The 16,928-nt window shown below is 61.5% G+C and carries 9 protein-coding genes; 3 read left to right on the forward strand and 6 right to left on the reverse strand.

The features are described from left to right. The first annotated feature begins 350 nt into the window (after positions 1-350). On the forward strand, positions 351-881 hold the full coding sequence (locus AC56QP_RS09480; RefSeq protein ID WP_489859945.1) for a hypothetical protein: 531 nt from the start codon (positions 351-353) through the stop codon (positions 879-881). A 1,163-nt stretch (positions 882-2,044) separates the two neighbouring features. Next, positions 2,045-3,943 carry a DUF4838 domain-containing protein gene (locus AC56QP_RS09485; RefSeq protein ID WP_489859944.1) on the forward strand — a complete coding sequence of 633 codons (1,899 nt, stop codon included), beginning with the start codon at positions 2,045-2,047 and terminating at the stop codon, positions 3,941-3,943. 166 nt (positions 3,944-4,109) lie between these two features. Here AC56QP_RS09485 and AC56QP_RS09490 read toward each other — a convergent pair whose 3' ends face one another. Next, the gene (locus AC56QP_RS09490; protein WP_489859943.1) at positions 4,110-4,358 is read right to left on the reverse strand and encodes a hypothetical protein; all 249 of its coding nucleotides are present in this window, start codon (positions 4,356-4,358) and stop codon (positions 4,110-4,112) included. Positions 4,359-6,033: 1,675 nt separating this feature from the next. Here AC56QP_RS09490 and AC56QP_RS09495 point away from each other — a divergent pair. Beyond that, positions 6,034-6,720 (forward strand): Crp/Fnr family transcriptional regulator, encoded by a 687-nt coding sequence (locus AC56QP_RS09495; RefSeq protein WP_489859942.1) that lies wholly within the window; start codon positions 6,034-6,036, stop codon positions 6,718-6,720. A gap of 35 nt (positions 6,721-6,755) precedes the next feature. Here the strand turns inward: AC56QP_RS09495 and AC56QP_RS09500 are convergent, their stop codons facing one another. The 5 genes from AC56QP_RS09500 to AC56QP_RS09520 all read right to left on the reverse strand — a co-directional run bounded on the left by AC56QP_RS09500 (position 6,756) and on the right by AC56QP_RS09520 (position 16,927). Continuing rightward, positions 6,756-10,976: a cytochrome P450 gene (locus tag AC56QP_RS09500; protein ID WP_497100590.1), complete on the reverse strand. Its 4,221-nt coding sequence runs from the start codon at positions 10,974-10,976 to the stop codon at positions 6,756-6,758. Between the two features lie 139 nt (positions 10,977-11,115). After that, positions 11,116-12,888 (reverse strand): adenylate/guanylate cyclase domain-containing protein, encoded by a 1,773-nt coding sequence (locus AC56QP_RS09505; protein WP_489859940.1) that lies wholly within the window; start codon positions 12,886-12,888, stop codon positions 11,116-11,118. A 310-nt stretch (positions 12,889-13,198) separates the two neighbouring features. Beyond that, positions 13,199-14,083, reverse strand: coding sequence for an intradiol ring-cleavage dioxygenase (locus AC56QP_RS09510; RefSeq protein ID WP_489859939.1), 885 nt, complete (start codon positions 14,081-14,083; stop codon positions 13,199-13,201). Between the two features lie 8 nt (positions 14,084-14,091). Continuing rightward, positions 14,092-15,846, reverse strand: a complete 1,755-nt coding sequence (locus AC56QP_RS09515) for an FAD-dependent oxidoreductase (RefSeq protein WP_489859938.1) — start codon at positions 15,844-15,846, stop codon at positions 14,092-14,094. After that, positions 15,839-16,927 carry a branched-chain amino acid ABC transporter permease gene (locus AC56QP_RS09520; protein ID WP_489859937.1) on the reverse strand — a complete coding sequence of 363 codons (1,089 nt, stop codon included), beginning with the start codon at positions 16,925-16,927 and terminating at the stop codon, positions 15,839-15,841. The genes AC56QP_RS09515 and AC56QP_RS09520 overlap by 8 nt, the downstream gene beginning before the upstream one ends. Position 16,928 lies beyond the last annotated feature (1 nt).

Below are 16,928 nucleotides of genomic sequence, written 5' to 3' on the forward strand. Positions count from 1 at the left end.
TCAAGGTACACCGTCCGCTGGTGGCCAAGCACGTCGTGCTGCGCTTGCTCGGCGTTTTCTTGGAAATTGCTGACCCAAACACGCCTTATACGTGAAAAATCATCAGATATTCCATATATATTTGGCCTTTTGGAGGGGTCGAAGTTGCTACCTCCGCCGACTGCTACACAATTACCAGAAACATATGATAAATCATGTCTTTTAATTACTTAATCAAATTGGCAAGATGGCAGAAATAACCTTGTATCATACTGTCATTAAATGTGTCCAATTCGATCGAGGTTTTGAATAACCTTCCCGGGAGAATCCTATTAGTAATTATGTGGGGGGCTCGGATATCAGGAGATGATATGACCACTAAAATTACATCTACGGCGAAGTTGCTGGTGGGGGCATTCTTTGCTCTGGGAACGGTCGGGATTTCTCATGCCGGCGCCGTTGGCGAGTCCAGTGTCAAAGTCAGTTCGTCCGGTGAGACCGGCGGCAAGGCTGGCGGCGCTGGCGAGACTGGCGGCAAGGCCGGAGGCGCCGGCGAGACCGGTGGCAAGGCTGGAGGCGCCGGCGAGACTGGCGGCAAGGCCGGAGGCACTGGCGAGACCAGCGGCAAGGCCGGCGAGACCGGCGGCGGCGGCGCCACCCTTAGCACGGCCGCTACGTTAAGCGAGACCGGCGGCACTGGTGAGACCGGCGGCACCGGCGAGACCGGTGGCAAGACCGGAGGCGCCGGCGAAACCGGCGGCAAGGCTGGCGGCGCTGGCGAGACCGGCGGCAAGGCTGGCGGCGCTGGCGAGACCGGAGGCAAGGCTGGAGGCGCCGGCGAGACCGGTGGCAAGACCGGAGGCGGCGGTGAAACCGGCGGCAAGACCGGAGGCGCTGGCTAGACCGACAAAATCTGAAGCTTATCGGATGCCGGCGCGCGGATGCTCGCGTGCCGGCATCTGTTTGTCGAACTCGACAGCCAGGCTGCTTCGAAATCACCGGAATAAATGGGTTCGCGAGCGGTGCCGGGCTCGTCACTGGGCAGGCCCAAGGCAAGCCGCTTTTGAATTTTGATCTCGCGCAGGGGACAACCGTCCCTGCATTGTTCGCGCCGTTCCGAACTACCTGCCCGAGCCGGTGTAACGCGCTGCTTCCTTCCACAAAGCCAGTGCAATTGTTGGCGACCGGCCTTTCACCTCGATATCTCGACCTCGATGGCGTCCGGCCGCGATCCACACGGTCTTTGAACGCTGATAGACGGTAACGCCAAGAGCGTTAGCCAGCGTCCGCCATTCTTCGTAATCTCGAGGCATTCATTCGGGCTCCGTGGCATGGCGTCGTCAATTCGATCGGACATCTGGTCCGAGCCGCACCTACCCCCCTCAGGCTGCCCATACCCATCGGCCCATCATCGTTCGGCCTCCCTCGGGCGAGGCCATCAACTGGAGCCGTTGTCTTCGGCCCCAGCCACGACAGCTATTGCGGCAACAGCCAGCGACAACCCCCCGCTGCGAAAACACCGCGCAAGGTGAATATGGAACCGCGCAGTTGAGATTGCTCACATCGTATTGTCACAACGATCACGGGGCCGTGGCCTTGACCCAAATCAAGATGAATCGGACACCGCCCGCCGGAATTCCCCCCTTGGCCAGCGCCACCCGCTGAAAGGAAGGATATCCCTCGCCCTACCCGAAAGTTTAGCGAGAACGCCCACAGGCCTATCTGGAGTCACGTCGCCTAATCGCGGTACCGTTCACGTCATGATCTGCGCGCAGCAGGCACCCACCCCCGCTTGATGCGCAACGCTTGATCGCCCGCCGCACCAGACCATGCGGCGGGTCTCTTTTGCGAGATAGCACCGATGCGCGAGCCGCCAAGGACATCGACACAGACGTGGTTACCTTGCTGTATGACCGTGTGTAGGTAAGATCCTGGCATGCGAGCATTGTCGCGAAGGACGTTTGCGCAGGGAACCCTTCTCAGCCTGTTACACGGGTTGGGCGTTTGCGGGCCAGCTGGCGCGCACGATCAACCAGCCGGCGCGCACGATCAACCAGGCAATGGCGTGACACTGGTGGCCAGAGGCAGACCGGCCTTCACACTTGTCACATCGGACAAGCCGAATGATTCCGTACGGTATGCCGCCGTGGAACTCGGCTGGCATATTCAGAAAGCGACCGGCTTCCAACCTGCCATAGTGACCGAGAGCAAGGTAAGTTCGGCTAGCCTGGACAAAGCCCACATCTTTCTGGGCGATACCCATTTTGCCCGAAAGGCCGGAATCAATTTCGACGCTCTGGGGCCGGAATCATGCGCTATTCGGACCATCGGCCGCCACCTGTGTATCGCAGGGCACGACACAACCGGCAGCCCTCTCGATGAAAACACGTCCGCGGGAACACTTTTCGGCGCATACGAGCTTCTCGATCGGTACTTCGCGGTTCGGTGGCTGTGGCCAGGCGAGCTGGGAACGTTTGTTCCAAGAGCAGAGTCCGTGGTCATCCCTGCTCAAGATTGCGTCGTAACGCCTCGGTTCGTGCAGCGTCACGTGCGCTCAGCCGCGGGCTTGAGGGCTAAAGATCATCCCGAAATGGGCTTCACCGCCGCCGCGGCTGAAGAATACATGAGCGCACAGGCTGCATTTCTGCGCCGCAACCGCATGGGCCGCCGAATCCCGGCCAACTACGGACATGCCTTCGTCGACTGGTGGCAACAGTATGGCGGAGAGCATCCCGAATGGTTTCAGCTGGTCAACGGAAAAAGGGGGCCTTCGAGGCCGGGTGGGCGCTTCTCGATGTGCATTTCCAATCCGGGTTTGCGCGAAGAGATTGTCACACAATGGCGCCAGCATGGAAGCGCGCCCCAGGAGCACCCTCCACTTTTCGTGAACGCGGTTGAGAATGACATCCCTGGCCAATGCGAATGCGACGTGTGCAAGGCGTTGGATGGTCCTGAGCCGTCGAACTATCGAAAGTTCATCCCGTCGAAATCGAAGATCGCTGGCAAGCCTTTCGTGTCCGACCGGTACGCGCGTTCATGGCAAGCGATCCAGCAGATCGCCGCAAAATACAATTCGAACGCGGTCGTCGTGGGCTACGCCTATATGAACTACTTCGCCGCGCCGACCTCGGGCGTAAAGCTGGGCTCGAATGTCATAATCGGATTCTGCCCGTCATCCTGGTTTTATCCAAGAAGTAATGAAGAGCAAGGCTGGATCAAGGACCAGTGGCAAGGATGGGCGGAGACGGATGCGAACCTTCTTATGAGGACGAATTACTTTCTCGATGGCTATTGCATGCCACATATTTTTACAGACCAGTTCTCTGACGAGTTTCAAAAAGCATCCAGCAAAGGGATGATCGGAACTGATTTTGATTCCCTGACAGGTCATTGGGCCACACAAGGCCCAAATATCTATCTGTTGATGCGCCTGCAGATCCATCCAGATGTACCCGCCAGCTCGATCCTGTCAGAATATTATTCGGCCTTCGGACCCGCGGCGGATGACGTAAAGAAATATTTCGATTTCTGGGAGGCGTATACGTCGAACGGGCGCACACGGCTGCATGACACGTTCGAGGCCCTTGGGGCCTCCCGTTGGCGAAGCTGGGCGAAAGCGGCGCATGCGATCTATCCAGAGGAGAGTTTCGCGCCGGCCGAAGCCCTGCTCGACAGTGCGGCCTCTTCTGCGAAGGGGGACCAGGAAGCCTCCATGCGGGTGAACTTCCTTCAATTGGGACTGCAGCACGCGAAGCTGTGCTCGCAAGCTGCCAGCAAACTTACGCTCGGCGGTCCGGAATCCAGCTACGAGCGGGGCAGGCCGGAACTGCAAGCGCTGCTGGAATTTCGACGCGCGCACGAGCGTATGTGGATATCCAATTTGAATCACTGTGCGTGGGTCGAGAGCAGCAGCTGGACCCTTCCAGGCGCCCCGGTTCAATTGCAGGATCCCGATCCGGAATGATCTTTGTCAGTGAATTGGAGCGGCATCGCACCGCGAAGGTGCCAGCCGGGAGGGCGCCAGCCTCGGACCCTGCGCGGCGGGACTCTCGCACGCCGTGAAAACACCCCCGCCAGCATTCACGCCAGCAGGGGTGCGCTTCTTGTCTTGGCAGAAACTACAAGGGCTATCAGCCGCCCTTGCCGCCCTTGCCGCCACCTTCTCCGGCGCCGCCGGCTTTGCCGCCGGACTCACCGGCTCCGCCGGCCTTGCCGCCGGTTTCGCCAGCACCACCGGCCTTGCCACCGGTTTCGCCGGCGCCACCCGACTTGCCAGCCTCGACCGACTTAACCTTGACCGACGACTCAGCAAAGCTGGCCGTAGAGAAGGAAGCGACAGACGCGGCGAGAGAAATTGCGGTAAGAATGCGAATGATCACGATAGGCCTCCATATCTGGGCGACAATTTGCCCTGAGGAGCTTGTGGTGTATTTTTGGGGGGAGATCGAGTCTTGTTCGACGCCGAGGTTATCAGACCGTTTTATAATTGATGAAACAAATTTTATATGAAAATTTATTTACTTCCTCTTCGAAATACGAATATTAGCTGTATCTGAGATAACGTCCCAAAATTTGCCAATCAATGTGGTCGGCGGCAACAGTCGTCTGCATCGACCGCGATGGCCAGAGGTCTAGCGCCCACCACCACAAAGTAGAAACTGACCTATCTATTATGAATAACCGAGACTTCGGCCAGCAGGGCAGCCTGACTGTTCGTCACATTCTTGCTCCTCGGCTGACAACGCCTGGAGTTCACCTGCAACGATTTGTTAACTATCTGACGAGGTGTTGGTCCTTGCGTAGCCACGCAGCGCTCTAGCGGGCAATGTGAAGTTCTTCATAGCCGGGAGAAGCCTCGCGCTACATCCTTGAAGGACTTTGGGTGGGGCAGAAAAATGATGGCAGCCAAGAAAGACCAAGAGCGCATCGCCTGCGCGTCGGCGGCGTGCGGTTTTTACCAAACTGTGAAGCGGCATTGCCAGTTCGAGAGGCACCGAGCTGGGCCGGTGCTATAATGTATCGAAAGGGCGAAGAACTGTGTGACTGGGCGAGTGCCCAGGGCATCACGATCTATCAGCGTTCAAAGACGGTGTGGATTGCGGCAGGAAGCTATCGGGGCCGCGATTTCGAAGTGAAGGGACGTTCCCCCGCCATCGCGCTTGCATTGTGGATGGAAGCCGCCCGATACGTTGGTCCACGGCTTTAAGGCTTTTAAGGCAGGGGAATCCACGGAGAGCAACCCGAATTCCGAAAACCTGCCTGGGCGGAATTGAGCCCGCCACGGTCCGGCGTGCCGGGGTAACGTGCCCGAGCTTCTTGCTTTCTCGCAGATAAATGTCGGTCTGTTCGCGGATGGCGTCCGAAGAAGGCGAAGCGCCGCTGGCGGCCAGCGCGGCACTTATGGACAGTTGCCTGAAACCGCGCTGGCCTTCGGCGGGATTGGGGCCCCGCCGCCCTCTAAAATTAGCCGATTCTAAATAAACGGGAAAATAGTGCGATCGCGGAAGGACCGCGCCAACCGCACGCCGCGCCATTGTGAGTGGGCGGCTAGCGTCAGTGGGGTCGAGAATGCGCTATCCCTGATATGCGAACGGCAAGCGCATCCAATCCGTTGGCATAGATGCGCGTCAGCACGCTTTCCGCGGCGTTTGCCCGCTGGGATGTGCAACCAAGCAGGTCACGCCCTCCCAAGCTTGCCGGAGCATCGGTAATGCGGTCCCAAACCGCCCAGGTTCCGCCGGTCTCCAAGTGACAATAAAATCTGTGTTGGTGATTTTCCATGATGGGAAACGTTCAACGCCCGCATTGGGTCCCATGCAGATGGCGACGTGGTTACCTCGCAACGACGTTTCGACAGGAAGTAGCCCAAAGTGGGTCTGCGCCGGCGGGATGAAGTGTGCGTCTCCCTGTTGTCTTCCGTCCTGTCGGGCGGCGCCATCTGCAAAGAGTTCGAAAGGTCGGACCTGCGAAGCGCCGCCTCAAAGACACATTTGCTTTGATCGGTCGCGCCGTTGCCCTACAGTTGTCCATGTCACAACAACACCGGGAAGCCGCATGCCAACCGCCAGCGCGAACGACAGAAATGATCTGCCGCGCCCGGCGCGGATCGATCCGCGCCAGTTCGATCTCCTTTTCGCTGGTTGCAAACTCGAACGCTACGCCGCCGGCCAGCACTTGTTCGTCCAAGAAGATGCCGCCGACCGCATCTACGGTGTGATGAAGGGCACGGTGGAAATCTCGCTTTATTCGCCAGGCGGCCAAAAGCTGGTGGCCAATATCGAGCTGTCGCGCAGCCTGGTCGGAGAGATCGGGGCACTTGACGGACGCCCACGCACGGCCACCGCGATCTGTCTTACCGCATGCGAGCTGGTTTCGCTCAGTCGAACACAACTGTTTGATCGAATTGAGAAAAACCCATCCCTGGCGCGCGCCATGATCGAACTTTTGTGCGCGCGGCTGCGCTGGGTCAGCGGCGAACTCGGGGATCAGGCCTTCTTCGGCATCGAAGCAAGGCTGGCAAAACGACTGGTCTTTCTGGGCGGCATCCTGGCCGACGGCGCAGGCTGGATACCGATCTCGCAGTCGGAACTGGGTGAGTTCCTTGGCGCCACGCGCGAGTCGGTCAACAAGACGCTCAACGACTGGCGCAACCGGCAGATCATCGCCATCAAGCGCGGAGGCTTGCGCATAGCCGACGCCGGCGCGCTTCGCCATATCGCCGAGTCGCAGGACGACGACTGACAGCGGAGGCGCCGGGGCGAATCAGAGTCGCGAAATCAGAAAGCGCAGTGCTGACCGGCTCGGCATGAAGAAATATCCGCCCCCCGGGTGGTAACGAATTGCGGGATGCCCTTCAGCACCGTGACCTTTTCCCAGGATGGTATGGTGAACCTGCCGGCGCTGTCGCGCGAACCGATCGTCGGGTCCTTTTCGGCAACAAGCCCCTGGAATGAGGTCGACGACACCCAGGTTTGCTGGATGAACTCATACTGCCGCTCGATATCGGCGTTGAGGCACATGAAGAGCAGCCCTTTTTCGACCTTGCCGCCCTTCTTGTCTTGCTTCTGGTAGCTGCGACCCACCCGGATGATCCGGTGGCGCTTGCCGATCCTGATCTGCGTCTCGCGGTCCTCGCCGAGCGAATCGCGGGGATTCGACCGCCGGACATGGGAGCCAAGCGGGCAACGATGCCCCTGGGGGTCCTCGACGCCAAAAGCAAAATCATTGTCGGCACTGCGACCCGGGCGGCCGTCGGGATTGCGCACCAGCGAGGTGCCATCGGGCCAGCGGCCGAGCATCTTGGCGGCGATCCAGCGCGGGGTAATCGCCGGGTTGTCGGTTTCGCTGGCCGCCTGCATGGCCGCCGCCTTGCAATAGTCGTTGAAGGTGTCGACGTGTTGCTCGAACTGGCGCACGACAAGGAAGGTGCCGTTGCGGCCAAAATCGCGCGGCGGCGGCGGCAGACCTGGTATCTGCCGGTTGCGGCGCACTGGTGACAGGATGCCGGTGCGGTCGAGCGATGCGTCGACGGAGGGTGACGCTGGATAGAAACCATGCTCGTCGCGATAACCGAACAGAAACTCGCCGGGCGCGACAAGATGCATGGGTGGCGCACCGATGTTGGCGCGGGCGGTTCCCTTGACGATCGGCTGCGAGACGCCGTCGACGAAGCCAAAATGCTCGACCGCGCGCTTGCCGTCGCGGTTTACCGCCAGCGGCAGTTCCGAGACGAGGTTCATGCCAGCGGCCGTCATCTTTCTCTTCGCGGTACCGATCTCGGTCTTCAGCTTCTCCGGACTTTCGGCGTAGCAAACCACCACCACATCAACTGGTTTCTGCGGCGAACCCCATTGCCATTTTTGGGGCACGCTTTCGCCGAGATCGTCCAGAATGCGGCTGCGTTCGGGATTGCCCATGCCATGGCGAAAGGCGACGGGGAATGTGTCAAGCGGGTTGTCGTCGACACCGCCCTCCAATCCGAGACGGCGAAGGCCATCGGGACCGAACGCAACGGTCATCGCCCGCGCCGGTGGCACGCCGTCCCCGAAGCTGGTCTGCTCGACGATAAATTCCAGCCAGGCCTTGCGTCTGGCCCTGGAAAGGCTTTCCGGCACGGCGATCGCCAGCATATGGGCATGGGCCAGAGATCCGAACGGTCCGAAGAACAAGGACTGGATCTCGCCGGTTTCCAATTGCTCGACGGGCAACGGCGCGGGTGCCGCGGGGCCGAAGGCATCCGCCTTCCTGGCCTGCGGGCGCGGCAAGGATCCGAACAGGCTCAGCCAGTCGCGCGCCTCATTGCCCGTTGCGGAGGCGATCCCGCGCCTGATCCTGGAATTGGCGCGGATGCGCGTGGTGTTGAGACCAGGATAGGCCGAATACCAGAACAGGGTCGGTATCTGCTGCCGGCGCGCCCAGCGCTTGAAACGGTCGCCGTCGCGTGCGCCGTCGAGGAAGAGCCAGCGCGTGCGCGGATAGCCCTCGGTGTTGCTCCATACGCCGGTCAGGCCGGCAGCGGCTTTGGCGATGAAATCCTCGAGATAGCTTTCCCAGCTGCCACCATAATTGGAGAAGAACATCAGCCTGTTGGTGCCGGGCAACAGCACCCAGCGAGCGAAGTGGATGGTGTTGATGGTGGCAAGGAACCCCGGCTTGAAGACCTTCTGTGCCGAGATCGAGATCAGGTAGAACGACAGCCTGAGCGCCAGTCTCCGCAACGTTCCAACCTTCATCGTCGAGATAGCCGTCAGATGGTTCTGGGCTTGGCCAGGCTGGTCTTCGTGGACCAGGATCTTGTCGAGGGCGCCGAGATCGACGGGTGTGCTGTGCGGGCGATCAATGTCTTCCATGCGCCGCAAGGCGAGAAAGCACAGACCGAGGATCAGCGCTGCCACCGCCAGAATTCCAAGCACGCTCAGCAGAAGCGCCGTGCCGGCTATGACAATGGTGCCAAAGGTGACGCCGGCCGGATTGCCGAACACCAGCACGTAGGTCATCCGCCAGCAGGCGAGCACCAGCACAGCGACCGTGGCTAGCACGGCCGGCGCCAGCAGCGTCGTCGTTATGGCTTGCCACCATTTTCCGGGTGGCCGTTCGAGCAGACTTTCGGCTGGCTCGAATGCCCAGTCGAACTTTCCCAGGGACCGGACGTGCCGGCGGGCTTCGTCAAGCACGGCGGCCGCCCCGCCATTGGTGGCGCGCGGCTGCTCGACCACGGGCCGAACCGCATCGGCAAGCTCGGCTTCTGCCAGGATGCGCTGCACCGAATGGCCCGGCGTGCCGGAAAAGACCAGTCCGGCGTTGCTGCCGAAAGACGGTGATATCTCGAGACTGTGCTTGCGCAGGAAATTGTCCAGCGCATCGCCGTCACGCAGGTCGCAGACGTCCTTGAAGATCGGCTGCAGCCTATTTCCGATGGCATGCGTAATGGCGCTGATGACGTCCTCGGTGCTGCCGTCGCCAGAGATTTCGAGAACCAGCGCTCCTTCCTCACCGCCGGAGGCGTCGTTGGCCTCACCAGTGGCAACAACAGCCAGGCTGGCAAAATGGATGGTGCCGGCGGTATCGAGCGCGGCGCGAACCTCGTCGCTGACCGGATTGCCGAGCGCGGCGACCCTGTCGCGGATGGCGTCCAGCGATGCGGCCCGGGTGATCGGGCAAACCACCGTCACCATCGAATGGCTGACCGTGCTGCAAAGGGCGGGCCGATCGAAATCGACCTTGAGGCTGTCCGGGTAAGCGCCGACCTGCGTCATCCTCCCGGCTTTGCCGGGCGCGCGGCGGACATTGTGCTTCTGGAACAGGGCGCGAAGACTTTCGCCAATCTGGATCCTGGCGATTTCAGCGCCGATGCACTGGTGAATACCGTAGCCGAAGACCAGATAGTCGCGATGCGGGCGCGACGTGTCGAAGCGGTTGGGACTTTGCACCACCTCAGGATCGAACATCGCCGACAGCGTTGACGGCATGACCACGGTTCCGGCCTTCACCAAGCGCTCGCGGCGCGTGCCCCTGGCGATGGTTGCGTCGCGCGCGGTGTAGCGCCAGGGACCGACCCAGATCGGCTTGAAGCGCATGGCTTCCAAGATCGCCTTGTCCAGCCTGCCTGTGTCGTTGTTGGCCAGGGCCGCATCGACAGCTTGCCGCGCATCGGACCGGGACAGGATCACGTCGAGGCAGTTGCTGCCGGCGAGCACATTGGTTGGAACAAAGCCGGTGATCATGCCAAGCATGATCGAATGGATGTCGGGCAACGACAGGCGATCCTGGTCCAGCAGGCGGACCAGCCTTGCCAGCGGCTGCTCATCCTTGGCCCCCCTCTCCCGGATCGCGTCGATGGAGCGGTCGATGACCTTGATCAGGCGGTCGCCAGCCACCACCGCCAGCTGGCGCGTGGCGGGGCTCGCCGTCGGATCCGAAAAAAACAGCGCGCTCAATGCTATGGCCCAATCGGCAAACTCGGATTCGTCGTCGATCTCAAGACCGAAATAATCGCGGCAGATGCGCACCGGAACGATTTTCATCAGGTCCGCGATCGCGTCGAAGCCGGGGCTGGCGCGCGTCATGATTTCTTGTGAATGCCGCGCGGCGATCGGTCTGACCAGGGCCTCGATTTCAGCCGGTGGGAAAGCGCTCAGCACCGACGATTTCATGCGCCGGTAGTCGGCGCCGTCTTGCATGCCGAGAATGAAGTTCGATCCGCGCGCCAGCTCGGTCATCTCCGGCCCGTAAGGCGTCTCGAATTCATCGCCGCGCTCCAATATGTCGCGAACGTCGGCATTCCTGGTCACGAGCAGGAAATTGCCTATGGCGAGATTGGGCCAGAACCGGCGCAGCAGCGCCAGCGCCCAGCGCGGATCATTGAAGAGAAAACCAGCGATGCGCGACGCAACGCCCTTGGAGCGGAGACGTCCCAAGTCGAATGGCGGCATTTCAGACAGCGGACGCTGGCTTTTCTCTGCCGCGCGGATGGCGTCGAAATACTTTATCCTGATCATGCGCGTTCAGGCCCCCCGGCTGTCCACGTCATTGCGATGCCGGCTACCCATGGCCTAGGTTTGCAGCCGTCCCGCGTATGTGAATATTTTCACAGTTATCGGTCTTCGGCCACCTCGATTACGCATCGCTCGCGACGCATTATTTGGCCAGTTCGAAATTGGCCAGGAGAAATTCGTTGGCCGCCTTATCCGCGAACGGTATCCAGCGCACCCTTTGCTCCGAAAAATCCGGATGTCTCGTCGTGAATATGGCCAGCTCCCGCTTGGCCTCTTCCTTGCGCCCGCTTCTCGCCAAGGCGCCGATCTTCAGGAACCGGGCATAGAAATAGCCGGGCGACAGATCGAGTGATCGGTTGGCTGTGGAGATCGCGGATGGCCAATCCTCGACGAAGCTGTAAGCCGCGGCCAATTCCCCCAGATTGTGGAACCGGTAGAGGTCGAAGGGGCTCAGCCGCTCCGTGTCGATAAAGAACGGTATGGCGCCGGCGGCATCGCCGAGCAGCAGGCGCGCACTGCCCATCGCCGAGCGCGCAAAGGCGAAGCTCGGATTGATATGGAGCGCTTCCTCAAGATGATCGACCGCCGATCCGGGCTGTCCCCTCATGATGTCGGTGACGCCGAGATGAGCGTGCGGGCGGGCATCCAGGCTGTCCATCAGCAAGGCCTTGCGCGCATATTGCTGGACCTTGTCCAGATCGTCGCTGTCGCCGAACCGCAGCCAGGCCCGCCAGAAATACCACCACGCCAGTTCATTCAGCACCGCGCTCGAATTCGGATCTTCCCGGTAGGCCTTTTCGAAGAACTCCAGCGCGATTTCGGTGTCGCCCCGCGTGCGCCGGTTCATATGCCAGCGTCCGCGCCGCACCAATTGCCATGTTTCCAGACTTTCCCACGGCACCTGGAAGGTCCGCGCCTGTTCGGCACGGTCGACCTCCTTGTCGAGGATCGAGACTATCTCCGCGCCGATCTGGTCGCGCAGACTGAAGATGTCGACCAGGTTGCGATCGAAGCGCTGCGACCACACCAATCGCCCGTTTGAGACGTCGGCAAGCGAGGTGCTCAGACGAATCTGCCCGCCATTGCGCATCAGTGTGCCGCTGACGATGTAGCGCGCACCGAGGGCGTTACCGATTACCCGCGTTCCCAAAGTGTCATCGCGAAACTGGAAGCTGGAGCTCTTGGCGATCACCGAGAGCCATTTGCTGTTGGAAAGACCGTAGATGATGTCTTCGGCTATGCCGTCGGCCATATAACCGACGTCGCGCTCGCCTCCATCGCCCTGGAACGGCAGCACGGCGATCGCGGGCGGCCCCTTGGACGACAGCTTCTGCTGACCATTGACGGTCGGCACGGCCGCGACCAACGGCGCGGGTGACAACCCATTGCCAATGCGCCCCGCGATCAAAACGCGCACCGGCAGCGCGATGTTCTTGAGCATGAATTCGCCAAGATCGGTGAATTCGGCCGCGGTCTGGTCCTTCACGTGGTGCCATGTTGTTTCCGAGACGGCGAGACCCCCGTGCGGCGCGAATTCCTGGATCCTGGCGGCGATGTTGACGTCGTCACCGTAGAGCCGGCCGTCCCTAACAATGACGTCACCGGTGTTGATGCCGACGCGAAAGGGCATGCGCATGGCTTCGGCGACCGATGAATTGAGCGCGACAATGCGGTCCTGAAAATCGAACGCCGCGCGCAGCGCCTCGATTGGACTGCCGAATTCGGCCATGATGCTGTCGCCGGCATCACCGAAAGTGCGGCCGCCAAAGGTGCTGCAGCTGTCGGCGATGATGTCGCGCCGTTCCTCAAATGCGGCGACAGCCGATTCATCGTCAAGACCCATCAGCCGCGAGAAACCGACGGCATCGATAGAAATGATTGTCGCCAGCTGACGGGTGTAATTCCGTTCAGCCATGTTCGTGCCCCCGGTCCCTTCTGGTTCTGCCCCAGCCCAGGTAACTACCCGCTCCTGAACATTTCGCCGCTTTGCTGGGAGAAGACCCTCGGCAGGTGCGACGCGATGCCGACCTGTCGTGTCCGGAACTCTAACAGGGTCTCGGCAAAAGCTCTACCACGATCAGCGGCAGATCGCAGGCCGTTGCATCGGCGACGCTTGGCTGCCGGTTGCCGATGATGGAGCATTGTTGCTGCCCCCGAAATCTACACCTCTCTAGCAAGCGAGGCGGCAGAAAGCCTGACCGTCAGGCTGTGCGGAAGTGCCCCGTCTAGGCTCCTTCTGTCGCCAACACGAAATCGTGCTCAACGTCCCAGAAAGGATTGGCGAATTCGAGGCTCTTGGCGCGTGCCGGATCGTCGATGCGCTTGAACCGCGCCAGCAGACTCTCCTTCACGCCGAACACCGCGTCCGAATTGATATAGGGGTCGTCGGGGTCGAAGATGTGGGTGGTCAGTGTCTCGAAGCCGTCGGCCTTGAGGATGTAGTGCAGATGCGCGGGGCGAAAGGGATGACGGCCGAGCGCGTGGAGCAGCTTGCCCACCGTGCCGTCGTCGGGGATCGGGTAGAATTTCGGCTTCACCGCTCGGAACCAATAGCGGCCATCGGCGCCGGTGCGGAAGACACCGCGCAAATTGAAGTCGGGCTGGATGCCCTTCTGCTGCACGTCGTAGAAACCTTCGTCGTTGGCCTGCCAGACATCGAGCACGGCGTTGGCGATTGGCTTGCTTTCGGTATCAAGGATGCGGCCATGGATGAACATATCCTCGCCCTTGTGGTCGAGGCAGATGTTGGCGCCCATCGGCAGTTCCGGCGCGTCGGCGAGATGGAAGGGCCCGAGCACCGTCGATTCCGAAGCCCCCGACGGCTTGCGGTTGTTGGTGGCGTCGACCAGCATCGACACGCCGAGAACGTCGGAGAGCAGGATGAACTCCTGCCGCCAGTCGGTGCACAGCTGCCCGGTCCTGGTCAGAAACTGGATGGCGGCGAACCACTCATCCTGCGTCGGCTCGATCTCCTTGACCGCCTCGTGCAGTTTCCGCGTGATGACCTCCATCACCGTCTTCAGCCGCTCGCTCTTCGCATTCTTGTTGCGGCCGGTGACGACCTCGACCGAATTCTCTTCGGTGAAGAAGCCTTTCTCGTGCGCTTCCATATCGGTCCTCACCTGTCCAGAATTGCCGTCAGAGCCCGGCGCAAGTCGGCTACCGGGTCGCTGCTGATCGCGTCCCTGCGCCAGCCGACATGCTGGTCCGGGCGCACCAGAAGAATGCCGCTGTCGCGCACTTCGCGGGCACGCGCCCAGTCGCCGGAAAAGTCCTGCCAGGGCTGGCGCGGACCTATGAGATGGCCAGTGATGTCGATGCCCAGCTCCTTGCCGACCGTCCTGGCGGCGTCGAGCCAGCCCTGGCCGCCAATGCCGGTCAAAACGGTGAACTTGCCGTGGCCGGTCAGGTCCAGGGTGGAAGTCTTGTCGCCCTTGTCGGAGTGAACCCAGACATGCGGCAGCCGGGCGCCTGGCCAGGACGTCGGCTGGTAGTGCAGTTCGGCATCCTTCTCGAAGGCCGGCTCCTTCTGGCCGTCGGTGACGATGGCGTTCGACTTGTAGCGCTGGTTCATCTCGACGCCATGCGCGTCGAATTCATAGACCTTGAAGGCGATGGTCTCGCGGATCCTGGCGCGCTGCGCTTCGGCTGCCGTCGTGTCGTCGCAGCGCGCATCCATGTTCGACTGCATCTTAACCGGGTCGATGGAATCGAGCAGGCCGAGCGCCTTGAAGATCGGGCCGAACTCCTCGATCGACTTGTTGGCGCGAGTGACGATCTGTTTGGCGACCGGCGCGCGCTCCTGCGAATAGCTGTCGAGCAGTCTTTCGCCGGCCTTGCCCTTGAGGACATAGGCGAGCTTCCAGGCGAGGTTGAAGCCGTCCTGGATCGAGGTGTTGGAGCCGAGCCCGTTCGACGGCGGGTGGCGATGGATGGCATCGCCCATACAAAAGACCCGACCCTTGGAGGTCTGCGTGGCATACATGTTGTTCACGGTCCAGGTCGACACCGACTGGATCTCGATCTCGAGTTCCGGATCGCCGACCAGGTCGCGCGCCACCTTCCTTGCGAAGGCGTCGTCGACCTTGGGCGCCGGCTGATTGATGTCGTACCCCCAGACGATGAGCCACTCGTTCCACGGCCGGATCATGCGCACCAGGCCCATGCCGATGCCGCCGACATCGGCGCCCGGCTGCACCACCCAGTAGAGCACCGAGGGGCGGTGGGCGACGTATTTCGACAGGTCCGCCTTGAACAGGATGTTCATCGAGCCGCCGACGCCCATCTTGCCTTCGAAGGGCAGGCCGGCATGTTCGGCGACCAGCGAATTGCCGCCATCGGCGCCAACCAGGTATCTTGAGCGGATGGTGATGTCCTTGCCAGTCAAGCGGTCGCGGCAGGTTGTGGTGACGCCGTCGGCGTCCTGGACGTGGGAAAGGTACTCCATCGACATGCGCGACTGCGTGCCGCGCGAACAGGCGGTCTTGAACAGCAGCGGCTCCATGAAGGTCTGCGGCAGGTCGTTCATGTGCGAGGGCGAGGACAAGAGATGCTCGGCGCGGCTGAGCGGGTGCTTGCCCCAGCTGCGCATGCGGCCGATCTCCTCGCCGGCGAGCGAGGTGCAGAACACGTTCTCGCCCATCAGATCCTGCTCGGTGGCGTGCATGTAGGCCTCGGCCTCGACCTCCCTGCCGAGATCGCGCAGCACCTCCATGGTGCGCTGGTTGGTGATGTGCGCGCGCGGCGTCGCGGCCAGCCAGCGATAGCGGTTGATGACCATGTTCTCGACCCCATAGGTCGAAAGCAGCGCTGCCGTCGCCGAGCCCGCAGGCCCGGTGCCGATGGTCAGCACGTCGGTAGAAATGTCAGCCATGCGGCCCTCCCTTTTTGGCTATTGGTACAGGTCCGCCGGTCAACCGGCGGCGAACCGGAAAAAGCTGGATGCCGGTGCGCTCGGCAAACAGGCCCCACAGGCCGCGCGGCGCAAACAGCATGATGACGATGCCGATCAACCCGAGGATCAGAAGATACCAGGAGCCGTAATCGGCCAGCAGGTTCTGCAGGATGTAGAAGACGATGACGCCGACGACCGGCCCTTCGATGGTGCCGATGCCGCCAATGACGACGATGAAGATGACATAGGCAGTCCAGTCGATGACGGAGAAGGCGGCGTCTGGCGAGATGCGGGCTTTCTGGACATAGATCAGCGCACCGCAGAGCCCGGTGCCGAAGGCCGCGGCCAGATAGACCAGTGTCTTCATGCGGCGCGCGTCGACGCCGACCGAGCGTGCTGCTTCCTGGTTGTCGCGCACGGCGGCCAGCCCCAGTCCCTGCTTGGAGCGCAGCAGGCGATAGACGAGGCCGATGGTGGCGATGGCAAGCAGCAGCGCCAGCCAGTAGGTCAGGATGTCGCCGGCACCCGAGGATTTGACGCCGAACAGCTCGCCGATGAGCTTCAGCGCCGGCATATCGCGGGTCGCCTCGCGCGGCAGCGACGTGCCGGTGCCACCGCCCAGCATCTTCCATTGCGCCAGCGTCAGGCGAACCACTTCGGCGATGACCCAGCTGCCGATGGCGAAATAGGCGCCCTGCAGGCGAAACAGGAAGAAGGCAGTCGGGATCGCGAGCAGGACACTAGCGATCCCGGCCAGCAGGATCGCGGCCAGCGGGTCCATGCCGCCGAGAACGACGAGGGCGAACATGGCGTAGGCGCCGAAGCCGACAAAGGCCTGCTGGCCGACCGAGACCAGCCCGGCATAGCCGGCCAGCAGGTTCCAGTTCTGCGCCAGCACCAGCATGGTGAGGATGAAGAACAGATCCTGCAACACGCTGCGCGAGAGGAGCAGCGGTGCGGCAAAGGCGAGCAGGATGATGAGTGCGGCGACGATGGCGAAAGCACTCGATGCTTTCGTCCGCGTTTCAACCTTCCAGCGTGTTAGTGTGAGGTCGGTCATG

The sequence above is a fragment of the Mesorhizobium sp. RCAM 05104 genome, assembly GCF_059683645.1.